The organism is Capnocytophaga leadbetteri, from assembly GCF_003054025.1.
In the GTDB taxonomy this organism is placed as follows: Bacteria; Bacteroidota; Bacteroidia; order Flavobacteriales; family Flavobacteriaceae; genus Capnocytophaga; species Capnocytophaga leadbetteri.
In genome coordinates, this window is record NZ_QBKG01000001.1 from 95,614 (window position 1) to 112,495 (window position 16,882).

The 16,882-nt window shown below is 40.7% G+C and carries 18 protein-coding genes; all 18 read left to right on the forward strand.

Annotation, left to right across the window (positions count from 1 at the left end):
* The first annotated feature begins 11 nt into the window (after nt 1-11).
* Nucleotides 12-842 carry a helix-hairpin-helix domain-containing protein gene (locus C8P65_RS00520; protein ID WP_107780430.1) on the forward strand — a complete coding sequence of 277 codons (831 nt, stop codon included), beginning with the start codon at nt 12-14 and terminating at the stop codon, nt 840-842.
* Between the two features lie 69 nt (nt 843-911).
* Nucleotides 912-2,054 (forward strand): acyl-CoA dehydrogenase family protein, encoded by a 1,143-nt coding sequence (locus tag C8P65_RS00525; RefSeq protein WP_009390317.1) that lies wholly within the window; start codon nt 912-914, stop codon nt 2,052-2,054.
* Nucleotides 2,055-2,078: 24 nt separating this feature from the next.
* Nucleotides 2,079-2,525, forward strand: coding sequence for an RrF2 family transcriptional regulator (locus tag C8P65_RS00530; RefSeq protein ID WP_107780432.1), 447 nt, complete (start codon nt 2,079-2,081; stop codon nt 2,523-2,525).
* A gap of 62 nt (nt 2,526-2,587) precedes the next feature.
* Entirely contained in the window at nt 2,588-2,851 is a 264-nt protein-coding gene (locus C8P65_RS00535) for a SemiSWEET family transporter (protein ID WP_107780434.1), read from the forward strand.
* Nucleotides 2,852-2,888: 37 nt separating this feature from the next.
* Nucleotides 2,889-3,230 carry a hypothetical protein gene (locus C8P65_RS00540; RefSeq protein WP_107780436.1) on the forward strand — a complete coding sequence of 114 codons (342 nt, stop codon included), beginning with the start codon at nt 2,889-2,891 and terminating at the stop codon, nt 3,228-3,230.
* Between the two features lie 54 nt (nt 3,231-3,284).
* Nucleotides 3,285-4,556, forward strand: coding sequence for a serine--tRNA ligase (gene serS, locus C8P65_RS00545; protein WP_107780438.1), 1,272 nt, complete (start codon nt 3,285-3,287; stop codon nt 4,554-4,556).
* A 27-nt stretch (nt 4,557-4,583) separates the two neighbouring features.
* Nucleotides 4,584-4,880, forward strand: coding sequence for a type II toxin-antitoxin system HigB family toxin (locus C8P65_RS00550; RefSeq protein ID WP_009390321.1), 297 nt, complete (start codon nt 4,584-4,586; stop codon nt 4,878-4,880).
* 37 nt (nt 4,881-4,917) lie between these two features.
* Complete coding sequence (locus C8P65_RS00555) at nt 4,918-5,103, forward strand: XRE family transcriptional regulator (protein WP_231121863.1); 186 nt, start codon at nt 4,918-4,920, stop codon at nt 5,101-5,103.
* Nucleotides 5,104-5,124: 21 nt separating this feature from the next.
* Nucleotides 5,125-5,445 (forward strand): hypothetical protein, encoded by a 321-nt coding sequence (locus C8P65_RS00560; RefSeq protein WP_107780440.1) that lies wholly within the window; start codon nt 5,125-5,127, stop codon nt 5,443-5,445.
* Nucleotides 5,436-6,347 (forward strand): ribonuclease Z, encoded by a 912-nt coding sequence (locus C8P65_RS00565; RefSeq protein WP_107780441.1) that lies wholly within the window; start codon nt 5,436-5,438, stop codon nt 6,345-6,347. Before C8P65_RS00560 ends, C8P65_RS00565 begins: the two co-directional genes overlap by 10 nt.
* Nucleotides 6,348-6,356: 9 nt before the next feature.
* The gene (locus tag C8P65_RS00570) at nt 6,357-7,556 is read left to right on the forward strand and encodes a Gfo/Idh/MocA family protein (RefSeq protein WP_107780443.1); all 1,200 of its coding nucleotides are present in this window, start codon (nt 6,357-6,359) and stop codon (nt 7,554-7,556) included.
* 62 nt (nt 7,557-7,618) lie between these two features.
* A complete protein-coding gene (gene ileS, locus C8P65_RS00575) occupies nt 7,619-11,026 on the forward strand; it encodes an isoleucine--tRNA ligase (RefSeq protein ID WP_107780445.1) in 3,408 nt (1,135 codons plus the stop codon).
* A gap of 83 nt (nt 11,027-11,109) precedes the next feature.
* Nucleotides 11,110-11,880 (forward strand): hypothetical protein, encoded by a 771-nt coding sequence (locus C8P65_RS00580; RefSeq protein ID WP_107780447.1) that lies wholly within the window; start codon nt 11,110-11,112, stop codon nt 11,878-11,880.
* Between the two features lie 105 nt (nt 11,881-11,985).
* Entirely contained in the window at nt 11,986-12,345 is a 360-nt protein-coding gene (locus C8P65_RS00585; RefSeq protein WP_107780449.1) for a transporter, read from the forward strand.
* A 41-nt stretch (nt 12,346-12,386) separates the two neighbouring features.
* The gene (locus tag C8P65_RS00590; RefSeq protein ID WP_107780451.1) at nt 12,387-13,367 is read left to right on the forward strand and encodes a hypothetical protein; all 981 of its coding nucleotides are present in this window, start codon (nt 12,387-12,389) and stop codon (nt 13,365-13,367) included.
* Between the two features lie 66 nt (nt 13,368-13,433).
* Nucleotides 13,434-14,396: a mevalonate kinase family protein gene (locus C8P65_RS00595; RefSeq protein ID WP_095913702.1), complete on the forward strand. Its 963-nt coding sequence runs from the start codon at nt 13,434-13,436 to the stop codon at nt 14,394-14,396.
* Nucleotides 14,397-14,398: 2 nt separating this feature from the next.
* A complete protein-coding gene (locus tag C8P65_RS00600) occupies nt 14,399-16,285 on the forward strand; it encodes an amidophosphoribosyltransferase (RefSeq protein ID WP_107780453.1) in 1,887 nt (628 codons plus the stop codon).
* Nucleotides 16,279-16,806, forward strand: coding sequence for a Crp/Fnr family transcriptional regulator (locus C8P65_RS00605; RefSeq protein ID WP_211305872.1), 528 nt, complete (start codon nt 16,279-16,281; stop codon nt 16,804-16,806). The genes C8P65_RS00600 and C8P65_RS00605 overlap by 7 nt, the downstream gene beginning before the upstream one ends.
* Nucleotides 16,807-16,882: the final 76 nt, after the last annotated feature.

Genomic DNA, 16,882 nt, shown 5'->3' on the forward strand with positions numbered 1-16,882 from the left:
CCCTTAAAAAGATGTTTTTCGACTATCAGCGCAATAGAGGTATTTTAGCACTTTTGGTATTGATGGTTGTAGGGCAGTTGGTGTTTTATTATTGGCCTATCTCCTCATCATTTGCTGAGGTCGAAGATACGCGCTTGCAAACGGAGTTAGATTCGCTACGGCAGCTAGCAGCACACCATAAAGATACTATTTATCCTTTTAATCCTAATTTCATCAGCGATTATAAAGGCTTTAAATTAGGACTTACCACTGCCCAACTCGATAAGCTACAGACGTTTCGCGCAGCAGGCAAGTACGTTAATTCTGCTGAAGAGTTTCAGCGGGTTACGGGTATTTCTGATAGTCTGCTCCGCCGTATAGCTCCTGCTTTTCGTTTCCCCGAATGGGTAAAAAATAAGAGAAAAGAGAGTGAGCAGAAAACAGCCGCTCAGCACATCGAAAAGCAAGACATCAACACCGCTACTCAAGAGGAATTGATGAAAATATACGGCATAGGCGAGGGGTTTTCTAGCAGGATACTAAAATACAAAGAAAAACTACAAGGTTTTACTTATATAGACCAAGTGGCAGAGGTATACGGACTCGAAAAAGAAGTATATGAGCGAGTGGCAGCGCGTTTTGAGGTGAAAACACCACCCGTGATAGTCAAAAAAGACCTCAATGCGATAAGCAGATACGATTTGAGCAAGATACCCTACATAAAATACGGCGAAAGCAATAAAATAATAGGCTTGCGCTCAGAGGTAGGAATGTTCAAACACCTTGATGACCTTTTGCAAATAGAGGGCTTTGATGAGGCTCGCATCAAAAGATTAGCCTTGTATTTGTACGTGGGCAACTAAAAAAAACAAATTTGCTAGTTGTAATTATTTTTGTACTTTTGCAATTTAATAAAGAAAAGAAATTAACGAATGAATTTTAGCTATTCAGAAACACAGCTAATGGTAGCTCAAGCTGCTAAGGAGTTTGCCGAGAAGTATGTACGTCCGCACGTGATGGAGTGGGACGAAAGTCAGGAATTTCCTATAGAGGTATTCAGAAAAGCAGGCGATTTAGGCTTTATGGGGGTCTTAGTGCCTGAAATATATGGTGGTTCAGGCTTAGATTACCACGATTACATCGCTATAGTAGAAGAGATTTCTAAAGTAGACCCTTCAATAGGGCTTTCTATAGCAGCTCATAATTCACTTTGTACAAATCATATTCTAAGTTTTGGCAATGAAGAGCAGAAACAGCGTTGGTTGCCTAAGTTGGCTTCAGGAGAATGGATAGGCGCTTGGGGTATCACTGAGCACAATACAGGTTCTGACTCTGGTGGTATGGCTACTACAGCGGTAAAAGACGGCGATAGCTGGGTGCTGAATGGGGCTAAAAACTTTATTACTCACGGCAAAAGTGGGCAGATAGCAGTCGTTATTGCACGCACTGGCGAGAAAGGCGATAAGCACGCTATTACGGCCTTTGCAGTAGAACGAGGTACCCCTGGTTTTAGCAGTGGCAAAAAAGAAAACAAACTTGGTATGCGCGCTAGCGAAACGGCAGAGCTTGTTTTTCAGGATTGTAGAATACCCGATGCTAACCGTTTGGGTGAAGTAGGCGAGGGCTTCATACAAGCTATGAAGATATTAGATGGCGGACGCATTTCTATAGGGGCACTGTCACTTGGTATTGCTAAAGGGGCTTACGAGGCAGCGCTGAAGTATGCTAAAGAGCGCGTACAATTTGGCAAACGCCTTATTGAGCTACAAGGGGTGGGCTTCAAGCTGGCTGATATGGCTACCGAAATAGAAGCCTCTGAGCTCTTGCTACACAAGGCGGCTTACCAAAAGAATAACCATCAGCGTGTTACCCTATCGGGGGCTATGGCTAAGATGTACAGTTCTGAAATGTGCGTACGCGTAGCTACTGAAGCTATACAAATACACGGGGGCTATGGGTATACAAAAGATTTTCCGGTAGAAAAATTCTTCCGCGACTCTAAGCTATGTACCATAGGTGAGGGGACTACTGAGATACAAAAGTTGGTAATTAGTAGACAAATAGATAAATTGTAAATAGAAAATAAAGAAGAAAACATTATGTTATCTAATTCAAGCAAATACGCCATCAATGCAGTGATATATCTTGCCGCTAACTCATCAGAAAGCAAGCGTATAGGGGTAAAAGAAGTAGCCGATGCGCTACATATACCACTCCCTTTTTTAGCAAAAATACTTCAAGCCTTAGTGCGCAAGAAAGTAATAAGCTCTAACAAGGGACCTGGAGGTGGCTTTTGGCTGACCGATGACGAGAAAGAGCAACCCTTAATGCGTGTAGTAGAACAGATAGGCGAGGCTGATAAGTTTATAAAATGCGCGATGAGCCTACGCCCTTGTTCTGATGAAAAACCTTGTCCGCTACACACTTCGGTACAGCCTTTCCGCGATAACTTTAGAAAAGAGCTGACAGAAAATTCTATTGCTGACTTTGCTGAAAAAGTAGTGAATAAAGAAGCGTTTCTGTTTGCTGTAGAAGAGGATAATTAATAAGCAAATGAGTCAATTTGCCAATGAGTCAATAAAAAAAATAACTTAAAAATAATCGTATTATGGAAAATGGAAAACTTTTTACTATTTTAGGCTGGGTAGCTACCGCTACTGCTATTGGTATGTATGTATCTTACATTCCACAAATTAGTGATAACTTGGCAGGACACAAAGGGAATCCGCTACAGCCTTTGGTAGCAGCTATCAACTGTTCGCTATGGGTGGCGTATGGGTTGCTTAAAAAACCAAAACGCGATATACCAGTAGCCTTAGCAAATGCCCCTGGTATTATCTTTGGTCTTATTGCTTTTGCAACGGCAATTTGATAATTAGCAAATTGTTGTACTTTTAACAATTGAACAGATGAAAAGAATAGATACACAAGATTATAAAGGTGAGGTTTTATCACTGAAAGAGCTCAAGGAGCTTATAGAAGATTTGCCTTTTAGTGGACACGATTTTGTAGTGTTTTACGATGACGACAAAGACGACTATGTACAGACGATTTTGGAGAACCCAGAGCTTGATGAAGAGAGTGCTTATTTGATAGAAGCGCGTGTATATCGTCAGGGAGGGGATTTTACGCATTATCGCACTATTGTAGCGGGAGCTGAGGATGTATTTATTCCTTTTGAGGCTTTTTATAACGATGTTCCTTTCTCATATGAGACTTGGGAGGATGTTACGGAGGAATTTGCTGATTAGCTAATTAGCTAATGGCTTATATGCCGATTTATACGATATATAAAACGAATATCTATGTTACAACTAAACACTATTAGAGAAGAGAAAGACCGCGTACTTGCGGGACTTAAAAAGCGCAACTTCAAAGAGTTGGGGCTTATAGATGAAATTATCGCCTTAGACGAGAAACGCCGCAGCACTCAGCTGGCGCTTGATGAGTCGTTGGCAAAATCGAATACGCTTTCTAAGGAAATAGGTAGCCTCTTCAAATCAGGAGAGACTGAAAAAGCGAATGCACTAAAAGCTGAAACCGCTACCCTAAAAGATACTATTAAAACGCTGACCGATACACTTAATAGTACTGTTGAGAGCCTAAACGAATTGTTATATCGCGTGCCTAATATCCCTAATGAATTAGTGCCTGAAGGTACTTCAGAGGCTGATAATGTGGTGGTGTTTGAAGCAGGCGAAATACCTAATTTAGGCAAGGACGCTTTGCCTCATTGGGAGTTGGCTAAGAAGTACGATCTTATCGACTTTGAATTGGGTGTGAAGCTCACTGGGGCGGGATTCCCTGTGTATAAGGGTAAAGGAGCAAAACTACAACGCGCCCTTATCACCTACTTCCTCGATAAGAATACTGAAGCAGGTTATAACGAATACCAAGTACCTCACGTAGTAAATGAAGCCTCAGGTTATGGTACCGGTCAGTTGCCTGATAAAGAAGGACAGATGTATCACGTAGGGGTAGATAATCTTTACCTTATTCCTACTGCTGAAGTGCCTGTAACTAATATTTTTAGAGACGTACTGCTCAATGAAAGCGATTTGCCTATCTGTTGTACTGCCTACACGCCTTGCTTCCGCCGAGAAGCTGGTAGCTATGGGGCGCACGTGCGCGGACTGAATCGTTTGCACCAGTTCGACAAGGTAGAAATTGTGCGTATAGAGCACCCTGACCATTCGTACAAAGCACTTGAGGGAATGATAGAGCACGTGAAAGGCATACTAAATGAGTTGAAGTTGCCATATCACATTTTGCGTTTGTGTGGTGGTGATTTAGGTTTTACTTCAGCTATAACCTATGATTTTGAGGTGTATTCTACAGCTCAAGAGAAATGGTTAGAGATAAGTTCCGTGTCTAACTTCGAAACTTTTCAAGCCAACCGACTCAAATTGCGTTTCAAAGACAGCGAAGGCAAAAACCGCTTAGTGCATACCCTCAACGGTAGTTCGCTTGCTTTGCCTCGTGTGTTAGCAGGTATTTTAGAAAACTATCAAACCCCTGAAGGCATAGTAGTGCCAGAAGTACTCAGAAAATACACTGGTTTTGATATAATTAGCTAATTAACTAATTTTTGAAAAACATAACCAATGAGAATTATTGCTAAGAAAACTATTATTGATTTTTATACAAAGCACGCGGAAGCAAAAATACCTCTTGAAGATTGGTATAATAAGGCAATGATTGCAGAGTGGTCTTGTTATGCAGATATTAAAAGAGACTTTAATAGTGTAGATGCTGTAGGTAATGGTAGATTTGTTTTTAATATAAAAGGGAATCACTTTCGGTTAGTAGTACATATTTTATTTGTGCCTAAAATTATATACATACGTTTTCTAGGTACTCATAAAGAATACGATAAAATTGAGAGTATAAATAAAATATAATATTATGATAGAGAATGAAATACAATATAATGCAATAATGGCACGGATTGGAGAGCTTTTGCAATTGGTCTCTGATGAAACTTCTGAAAACGACCCTAACTATATAGAACTAATGGTACTGACAGATATTGTAGAGAGGTATGAGGATGCAAATTACCCTATATTAGTTGATGAGTCGATAAGACAATTTTCTGATGAGACAATGTGTCAATTAATAGATTAGCAAATCATTGATAAATAGAAAATGAAAGAAAATACTCTTGAAGTAGCTTTGAGAAAGGAGGAGGTAGCTGATTTTTTGAGTCGTTTTAAAGAAGAGGAATCCCTTAGTGCTCAGCACCTTATTTTGCTGCTTTCAGAAGATGAAAAGTGGACAGCAAAAGACCTAAAGCCTTTAGTATCCATAGCTAAACAGCATAGCAAAAAACACCAAAAATCAATAGCGGTGGTAAGTGCTGAATTAGTATATGAAGGGGCAGAAATCGAACTAAATTTAGCTCCCACCTTGCAAGAAGCCTACGACCTTATAGAAATAGACGAAATAGAACGCGACTTATGGAAGTAACAATATTGGGTTGCCATAGCGCTACCCCTCGCTCTAACGCGCGCCCTTCGGCTCAGTTGTTAGAAATGCGCGGACACCTCTTCTTGATAGACTGTGGGGAGGCTACCCAAGTAGCATTGCGCAATGCCAATGCTAAGTTTGCTCGCATTAAGCATATCTTCATATCGCATCTGCACGGTGACCATTTCTATGGGCTTTTTGGGCTTATCTCTACTTTTCAACTTTTAGGGCGCGAGGCAGAAATGCATATCTACGGACCTAAGGGTATCAAAGAGGCGGTGCTGCTTATCCTCAAGCTGGGCGGTGCTTATACCCCTTTCCCTTTGTACTTTCACGAACTTTCTGGCAAAGAGTCCGAGTTGCTTTATGAAGATGATAAAGTGTTAGTCCGCACCATTCCGCTACAGCATCGTGTGTATACTAATGGTTTTTTCTTTCAAGAAAAAGAAGGCGAACGCCGACTGAATATGGATGCTATACAGCAATACCCTGAAATAGAAGTATGCGACTATCAGAATATCAAAAATGGTAAAGATGTAGTATTGAACAGTGGAGAGGTTATTGCTAATGAGGTACTTACTTTTGCACCTCAACGTCCGCAAAGCTATGCTTACTGTAGTGACACCCTCTATTTTGAAGGGTTAGCTGCTGATATACAAGGAGTAAGAGTGGTATATCACGAATCTACTTTCTTAAAAAACAACGAAGAGTTAGCCGCTAAAACGATGCATGCTACTGCCTACCAAGCAGGACTTACCGCTAAGAATGCCGGTGCCGAAGCCTTGATATTAGGGCACTACTCTTCGCGTTATGCTGATGTCAATCTTTTTAAAGCTGAAGCCCAAGAGGTATTTCCTAATGTATATCTAGCTGAAGACGGCAAGAAATTTATATTCAACTAAAACTAAAAAATGGATGTTTTTAACCTTTCTGTAGCTCCGATACCACAATTGCGCATTGCCTTTATAGGCGTAGGAGTGCGTGGTATTGAGGCAGTGAAACGCTATTTGCAGTTAGAGGTGCAAATAGTTGCCATAACTGAGGTGGGCGCGGAAGCAATGCAAAAAGCAAAAGCCCTCACAGCACATCTACCTGTGCCGCCAGCCTATTATACCGCTACTGATGACTGGCGAAAACTATGCGAACACCCTGATATTGATCTTCTTTATATTTCGACCCCTTGGCAACAACACGCCCCTATGGCTATCTATGCGATGCAGTGTGGCAAGCACGTAGCAATAGAAGTGCCTTTAGCAATGACCATAGCCGACTGTAAGCGTATAGTGAGTACAGCTGAAGAAACACAACGTCACTGTATGATGCTTGAGAATGTGTGTTATGACCACTTCGAATTGATGAGCATTGAGCTGGTAAAACAGGGCAAATTGGGCGAATTAGTACATGCAGAGGGGGCTTATATACACGACTTACGACACTTAAACTTTAGGCAGACAGACCGCGATATAGAGCGAGGCAAGTGGCGAATGCAGTACAGCAAAACCTTTGAGGGCAATCCTTATCCTACACACGGTATTGCACCTATTTGTCAGGCGATGGGTATACTGCGTACTGACCGCTTAGAAAGCCTTGTGTCGATGTCGTCTTTAGCCGTAGGAATGCGCGAATATGCCGAGGCGCATTTTGGTAAAAATTCGGCAGAAGCCCAAGCACACTACACTGGCGATATGAATATAAGTCTGTTGCGCACCGCCAAAGGCAAAACCATAATATTACAACACGATGTAACCAATCCGCGTCCTTACTCACGTATTTTTATGCTCAGTGGCACTAAAGGTTTTATACAGAAATATCCTACCCCTCAGCTTTATTTTGACGATAGAGAGGAAAAACAGCTTACTCCCGATGAAATTACGGTTTATTTAGAGGAACACGAACACCCTTACTACCGCGAAACAGCCTACCTACGCGCTCTCCTTCCTGATCAAAAACCAATGGACATCGTAATGGATTACCGCTTGGTGTACTGCCTGAAGAATGGCTTACCATTAGACCAAAATGTATATGATGGCGCCCTATGGTCGTGTATAGCAGAACTTACTCAGCAATCAATAGCAGGTGGAAATTGTGTAGTGTCATTTCCAGAGTTTTAAAAATCAAAAAATATTTTTTACCTTTGCCCCAAACTAATGTCTAACGACTAAAAACTAAGTATATGAAATTCAACGAGTACAAACACTTAGACCTTACTAAGATAGCAGAAGAAATATTGGCTTTCTGGAAAGCCGCCAACATCTTTGAGCAGAGTATCACCTCACGTGAGGGCGCTATTCCGTTCGTGTTTTTTGAAGGACCACCATCCGCTAATGGCGTACCTGGCATTCACCACGTGATGGCGCGTTCTATTAAGGATATTTTCTGCCGTTATAAAACTCAAAAAGGATTTCAAGTAAAACGCAAAGCAGGTTGGGATACCCATGGCTTGCCTGTAGAACTCGGGGTAGAGAAAGAACTCGGCATTACTAAAGAAGATATAGGCAAAAAAATAAGTATAGAAGAGTATAACAAGGCTTGTAAGGAAGCCGTGATGCGCTATACCGACATCTGGAATGACCTTACCGAGAAAATAGGCTACTGGGTGGATATGCAAGACCCTTACATCACCTACAAGCCTAAGTATATGGAAAGCGTTTGGTGGCTTTTGAAACAACTCTACAATAAAGGATTGCTATACAAAGGCTATACCATCCAGCCATACTCGCCTAAGGCAGGTACAGGCTTGTCATCACACGAGCTCAACCAACCTGGTTGCTATCGCGATGTGAGCGATACTACGGTTGTGGCGCAGTTTAAAGTAAAAACACTAGCAGCAGCGGCAGCCAAAGCATTGGGTAACGCTACAGAGCCTATCCATATCCTCGCTTGGACAACTACCCCTTGGACATTGCCTTCTAACACCGCTCTTGCCGTGGGCAAAGAGATTGACTATGTACTCGTAAAAACCTACAATCAATATACTTTTGAGCCGATAACAATCATCATCGGTAAACCGCTTTTGGCAAAACAATTCGGCAAAAAGTTCGTAGAGGGCGATGCAGAAGCCTTAGCTGCTTACACGCCTGAAAGCAAAACTATCCCTTACCAAATTATAGGGGAATACAAAGGCGCAGACCTCGTAGGCACTACTTACGAGCAACTCATTCCTTGGTGCGCTCCTGCCGAGAATGCTGACCAAGCTTTCCGCGTGATTGCAGGCGACTTTGTTACGACCGATGACGGTACAGGTATCGTGCATATAGCTCCTACTTTTGGTGCTGATGACGCCCGTGTAGCTAAAGAATACGGTGTGCCCCCAATGCTCGTGAAAGATACGCACGGCAATTTGATTCCGCTCGTAGATTTGCAAGGAAAATTCATTGAAGGACACAATATTCCTGAGGCTTTTGCCGGTAAATACATCAAAAATGAGTATTATGATGCAGGAGAAGCGCCTGAAAAATCGTGGGATGTAAGCTTGGCTATTCTGCTTAAAGAAGAAAACAAGGCTTTCAAAGTAGAAAAATATGTACACAGCTATCCGCACTGCTGGCGTACCGATAAACCGGTGTTGTACTACCCGCTCGACTCGTGGTTCGTGCGTGTAACCGATTTCAAAGAGCGTATGTTTGACCTCAATGAAACCATCAACTGGAAACCTAAGGCTACCGGTGAAGGGCGTTTTGGCAACTGGCTGAAAAATGCCAATGATTGGAACCTTTCGCGTTCGCGCTATTGGGGTATCCCGTTACCTATTTGGCGTACTGCCGATAAACAAGAGGAAATCTGCATTGGTTCGGTAGAAGAACTAAAAGCCGAAATACAAAAAGCTATTGCAGCGGGCGTAATGACTGCCGACCCATATAAAGATTTTGTGGTAGGCAACAACTCCGAAAGCAACTACAACAAGGTTGATTTACACAAAAATATAGTAGATAACATAGTGCTTGTATCGCCTTCAGGCAAGCCAATGCACCGCGAAAGTGACCTTATAGACGTGTGGTTTGACTCGGGCTCTATGCCGTATGCACAATGGCACTATCCTTTTGAAAATAAGGACTATATAGAAAACCATACCGCCTACCCAGCCGACTTTATAGCGGAGGGGGTAGACCAAACACGCGGTTGGTTCTATACACTTCACGCGATTGCTACTTCGGTATTCAACAGTGTGGCATACAAAAATGTAGTGTCTAACGGTTTGGTACTCGACAAGAACGGACAAAAGATGTCCAAACGCTTGGGCAATGCAGTAGACCCATTCACTACCATAGCCGAGTATGGCGCCGATGCCACTCGCTGGTATATGATTTCCAACGCAAACCCTTGGGACAACCTCAAATTCGACTTGGAAGGAGTAGCCGAAGTGCGCCGTAAATTCTTTGGCACGCTCTATAACACCTATTCATTTTTTGCGCTCTATGCCAATACCGACAGCTTCACTTATGCAGAAGCCGATATACCACTGGCTGAACGCCCTGAAATAGACCGCTGGATACTTTCGGAACTCAATACCCTTATCAAAGAAGTAGATGCGCTATACGCTGATTATGAGCCTACTCGTGCTACTCGTGCTATCTCCGATTTTGTACAAGAAAACCTCAGTAACTGGTACGTGCGCTTGTCACGTCGCCGTTTCTGGAAAGGAGAGTATGAAGCCGACAAGATAGCCGCTTACCAAACGCTTTACACCTGCCTCATAGCCATTGCCAAACTGATGGCGCCTGTAGCACCTTTCTATGCCGATAGATTGTACAAAGATTTGGTGAGCGTTACCGGTAAAGAAAACAAAGAGAGTGTACACCTCACCGATTTCCCTGTAGCTAATGAAAGCTACATCGATAAATCGTTGGAAAGCAAGATGCAGAAAGCGCAGACTATCTCGTCCTTAGTACTATCGTTGCGCAAGAAAGAAAACATCAAGGTGCGTCAGCCATTGCAAAAGATAATGATACCGATAGCCAACGCTACCGAGCGTGCCGAAATAGAAGCCGTAGCAAACCTCATTAAGCACGAGGTGAATGTGAAGGAAATAGAACTCTTGGAAGATGCCTCAGGTATATTGGTAAAACAAATCAAACCTAACTTCAAGACCTTAGGACCTAAATTCGGTAAGGATATGAAAGCTATTGCCACAGCCGTGCAAGAATTTGGACAAGCAGAAATAGCACAGTTTGAAAAAGCACAAACGTACAGCTTGCAACTGCCCGACAAAACAGTTACTTTGAGTTTGGACGATGTAGAAATCAGTACCCAAGATATAGAAGGCTGGTTGGTAGCCACCGCTGGCAGTCTGTTGGTAGCCTTAGATATTCACATCACCCCCGAACTGCGTCAAGAAGGTATCGCTCGTGAGTTGGTGAACCGCATTCAGAATATCCGTAAGGACAACGATTACGACATCACCGACCGTATACAAATACGCCTCCAAGCGCATCCTGCCCTACAAGCAGCCGTTACAGCCAACGAAGCCTATATCAAGAACGAAACCCTTACTGATAGCATCACTTTTGTAGATAGCCTGCCTGAGGGTGAAGAAATAGCCTTCGACGAAGTAACAACAAGAATAGTAGTTGCAAAATCATAAGCTAAAGATACACTTTGCCAAAGGTGCGAGCCGTACAGGCAAAAACCTTTGGCAAAGTTTTTTTAACATCTTATTTATTAACAATGAAAAAGATATTAGTAATACTTGCTTTTATAGGCTTATTAAGCTGTCAAGAACAGAGACCCTCTCAAAAGAGCGTTGAAGAACAAACTAAAGTTACTGAGGTAGAGAACCCTGAGGAAGCAAGACTTAAAAGGTATCTGAATTTTAAATCGTATTTTAAAAAAGAGCTAAAACTTCCTGCAGATTTCACTAAAGAAATTTATGGAAGTAGAGAGGATACTTTGCCTAAAACGCTGTACAATCAAATTATTTTCTCTGACCAAGAAAAAAATAATATTCAAGAGTACGCAAAGTTTTACACTCCTGATGGTGAGCTTATAGATTGGTCTGATACCTATGGTGTTTTGGATACAACACCTTCTAATGCAGGAAGCTATAGGCATAAAGAAAATTTTCAACCAAAACTATATCCTCTTGGGTATATAAATTTATCTGAAGAATATGATGCTTTTGTACTAAAAACAAGTCATATAGATTTGATATTCATTGATATTTTTGTTTTTAATAAAGAAGGAAATATCAAATCATTTGTAAGTGTATTTGAGATGGAACCTTCTAGAGATTGTGAAAAAACTTGGGAAGATTTTGTTTACAATTATAAGGTAGATACCTTTTTCTTTCAATCGCGAATACAAAAAAATAGGATTATTAAGAGAACTGAAAAAAGATTTGGTATGACTATCAAAACAGAATGGCAGCTACAAAAAGATGGTTATCTCAAAGAAATCAAATTAAAAAAAGAAGGTAAAAATGAATGGCTTGAAGATTAGTACATTCAGGAAGAATGCCTAGCCAAAGGTGCGAGCCACACGGACTCGCACCTTTGGTAAAGTGTTTTTTAGTAGAGAGAAAGGAAATGATATAAGATAGTACTTATGTTTTTAAAATGCAATGATAAAAAAATTGAATTACATCCTACTGTGTGGGAATATCTATATCCCTATCTTTTAAGATTTTCGATAAAACACAATATTGACTGGACTATCTGGAAAGCAAAAAATGTAGTGTATATACCAGAAGATAAGAGAGAAGAGTTAATATTTATGTTAGAATATATTTTTGAAGAACTTATGGCAGAGTGCTATAAAGAACCTACACAAAGACAAAGAACAAAACATTCTACAAGGTTTGAAAATGTGGTTTTTAAAGATAAAAAATATATCTTAAACTATGTAACAGATATTATTGGAATCATTGGTTATTGGCTTATATATATGATTAATGCTTTGTCTTAGAATTTTAATACTATAAAACATAATTTTTAAAACTTAATGTAATGAAAATGAAACATTTCTCGTGTGTTTTATTATTAATTGCTGCTGAGTATGCTTATGCACAAGGCGAAACAGCTAGCAATGACTGGGCTAAAATAGGCTTAAAAGGCAAGGTAAAATCGGTGAAAACTTCTATTTATTTTGCTGAGGCAAAAGATAACGATTTTATCAAAGGCACCCCTTTCTCTCAAGGAATTTATCCTCCTGAAAAAATTAAACAGTACAGCGAAATGGAACGAATGGGGGTAAAAGCTTTCTTCATACATTTTTTAGTAAATATTATCCCTTCGGCTATTGCTTTTGATAAAAATGGCTTTATAACTGAAAAATGGCTTTATAACACTGTATCACCTAAGAAAATAGTGTATACTTACGACAAAAAGAATCGCCTTATTGATAAATCGACGTTTGTACACGACTTTTTAGAGACAAAGGATACGCTTATCTATAATACCAAAGGGCAATTAGAGAAGGAAGTACTTGACCTAAAAACAAAAGATGAAACAATCTACACTTATACTTATAATGTTGATGGTGAGCTTATCCAAAGAAATTTTAAGAAAGTAGAAGACTTGCCTTTGTTTGAAGAAATATACATTTATAACAATAAAAGACTTGTAAATAAAGAACTTTACCAATTCGACCAACTTATATGGCGAGGGCTTTACGAATATGGAGCAGAAGGAGAACTCATTAAAGCAATTTCGCAGAAAATAGACGACTTTATATGGCACTCTAAATATACTTATGACCAGAACAACCAGCTGAAAGAGGAATATCTTTTGATAAATGAGAGTGAAAAAAATGGGTTTTTAAATAAGTTTGGTTCAGATAGGCGTTTGACCTATCATTTAACGTTTTCAACCAATTATCTCTGCGAATACAAATATACGGATGATAAGCAGGGTAATTGGGTGAAAATGATTACATATGAACAGGGCGTTCCTATCCTTTACGTAGAACGAAAAATAGAGTATTTTTAATTTTTCAGAAGAAAAATATTTGTGATTGACAAAAAATATGTACTTTTGCAAAGTGATTTTTAAAAAATGAAACTTTTCTATTCTAAAATTCTTCTTTTTGGAGAATACGGTATTATCAAGAACTCTAAAGGGTTAGCTATCCCCTATAACTTTTATAAGGGTACGCTGAAGACCCTTGCTGAGGTAGAAGCGGAGTGCGAGCCAAACGGGCAGAAGAGAGAAGATGCCCGCAAGTCTAATGAAGCACTCAAAGCCTTTGCCTCTCACCTCGAAACTCTAACTAATGAGGCAAACCCTATAGTGCGCTTCAATATTGAGAAACTTAATGCTGATATTGCAGACGGAATGTACTTTGATAGTAGTATTCCACAGGGGTATGGGGTTGGTAGTAGCGGTGCTTTGGTGGCTGCTATCTACAGCGAATACGCTATCGACCCTATTAGTGCCATTGATGACCTTACTCGCGAAAAGCTCCTCCAACTAAAAGCTATCTTTGGGCGTATGGAGTCTTTTTTTCACGGCACTTCTTCAGGCTTAGACCCACTGAATAGTTATTTGAGTCTACCTATTCTCATCAACTCTTACGATAACATTGAGCCTACGGGTATTCCTACCCAAACTCCTGACGGCAAAGGAGCTGTATTCCTCTTAGATAGTGGCATCATAGGCGAAACCGCGCCAATGGTGCATATTTTTATGGAAAATATGAAGAATGAAGCCTTTCAAAAGATGCTCAAAGAAGAGTTTATCAAATATACTGATGCTTGTATAGATGACTTTCTGAAAGGACGCTTCAAATCGTTGTTTGGTAATATTAAAAGCCTATCAAGTATTGTGCTAAATCATTTCAAACCTATGATACCCAAGGAGTTTCATACCCTTTGGAAGCAAGGTATCGACACAGGTGATTATTTCTTAAAACTCTGTGGTTCAGGAGGAGGAGGCTATATTTTAGGTTTTACTGAAGATTTAGAAAAAGCCAAACGCACCCTTGCGGGACATAAATTAGAAGTAGTATATCAATTTTAATAATGAGCGATACAATAAAACACGAGTGCGGTATTGCGCTAATCCGCCTACTTAAACCCCTTGAGTTTTACAAGGAAAAATATGGTTCTGCTTTCTACGGAATCAACAAGATGTACCTAATGTTAGAGAAACAGCACAACCGCGGACAAGACGGTGCTGGTTTGGCGAGTATCAAGCTCGATATGGCGCCAGGTGAACGCTACATCAGCCGAATACGCTCGAATGCACAACAGCCTGTACAAGATATTTTCTCGCAAATAAATGAGCGAATCAACAAAGGTTTTAAAGCCAACGCTACTCTCAAAGATGATGTAGCCCAACAGAAAAGAGAACTCCCCTATATAGGCGAAGTCATTATGGGGCACGTGCGCTACGGTACTTTTGGTAAGAATAGTATTGAGAGCGTGCACCCTTTCCTCAGAGAGAATAACTGGATATACCGCAACCTGATAATGGCGGGCAACTTCAATATGACCAATGCTCACGAACTCTTTCAGAACCTCGTGCGCTTGGGGCAACATCCTAAAGACAAAACAGATACCGTAATAGTAATGGAAGGTGTGGGGCACTTCTTAGATGATGAGGTGGAAGAACTCTACCGAAGTCTGAAAGAAGAAGGCTTCAGCAAGCAGCAAGCCTCACCTTTTATAGCTGAACGCCTCGATATAGAGCGTATACTGAAGCGTGCAGCTAAGTATTGGGACGGGGGATATGCTATGGAAGGTATGTTTGGTCACGGTGATGCTTTTGTACTGCGCGACCCTGCTGGTATACGCCCTGCATTTTATTATCAAGATGACGAAATAGTAGTGGTAGCCTCTGAACGCCCCGCTATACAAACGGTTTTCAATGTAAAATACGAAGCGGTACAAGAATTACCTCCTGGTAACGCTATTATTATCAAGAAGAATGGCGAAGTAACCCTCAAAGAAATTCTTACTCCTACCGTGCGCAAAGCTTGTTCTTTTGAACGCATTTACTTCTCGCGTGGCAGCGACCAAGATATTTACCGCGAACGCAAGACATTGGGCAAACTGCTCTATCCGCGTATAGCCCAAGCTATTGATAATAATCTGAAAGATACTGTTTTTGCATACATACCCAATACGGCTGAAACGGCTTATCTCGGACTTATAGAAGAAGCTGAAAATCAACTCAACTTACAGAAATTACAACAGTTAGCACAAGCTAATGCCTCTGACTATGCTGCTATACTCTCGCAGAAAGTCCGTACAGAGAAAGTAGCTATCAAAGATGTGAAACTGCGTACTTTTATTACCGAAGACAGCAGTCGTGATGATTTGGTAGCCCACGTGTATGATATTACTTACGGGGCGCTGCAAAAGGGCGATACTTTAGTGATTATAGACGATAGTATTGTGCGAGGTACAACCCTAAAGAAGAGTATCCTTAGTATTTTGGGTAGGTTAGAGCCTAAAAAGATAGTGATAGTATCTTCAGCACCACAAATACGTTACCCTGACTGCTATGGTATTGATATGGCGCGTTTGGAAGACTTGGTCGCTTTTCAGGCAGCGTTAGCACTTCATAAAGAGCGTAATACCTATCATATTATTGAGGACGTTTATAAGAAGAGCCTCACTCAGGTAGATTTGACCGATGATAAGGTAGTCAATTATGTGAAAGAGGTGTACGCCCCTTTCACTGACGAGGAGATTTCAGATAAGATACGCGACTTGCTATTGCCTAAAGACTTCGCTTCAGAAGTAGTAGTGATTTTCCAAACCGTTGAGAATCTTCACAAAGCCTGCCCTGAAAACCTCGGCGACTGGTATTTCACTGGCGACTATCCTACCGATGGAGGCAATAGAGTGGTAAACAGAGCCTTTATCAATTTCTACGAAGGAAATAAAGAACGAGCATACTAATGCATCTCGATTTTCTCAATCAATATTTTACGGAAGTGCACTTTGCTAAGGGTGAGCTCATCACCCGCGCTGGGGAAGTAGAAAACTACTTGTATTACCTTAGCGATGGCATAGTGCGCTTTTTCTATTATAATCCAGTTACTGACAAAGAAACAACTGTAGATATCCTCTTCAGCGAGCAGTTTTGTCTTTCTTACACTTCGTTTGTAAAACAAGAGCCTTCTTTGCTCTCTATTGAGGTCCTCAAAGAGGTAACAGCCTATAAGATAGGGCGAGAGCACCTTAATACCCTAATTAGCGATATACACTTCTTAGAAATAAAAGTAGGGATATTAGAACATCTTCTTATTGAAAAAATGCAACGTGAAGCCCAGTTGTTATTGCAATCTCCCGAAGAAATTTATCGTACTCTTTTAGAGAAAGACCCTAAGATTATTCAGAATATACCTCTCAAATACATTGCTTCTTACATAGGTATTACCCCTCAAGCGCTTAGTAGAATACGCAAACGGATATTTTAACTTCATTTCTTAACCCAAGTTCATTTTTTTGTTCTTTTTCTGCCGTTACTTTGCATCGTAAAACAAATACAAACTA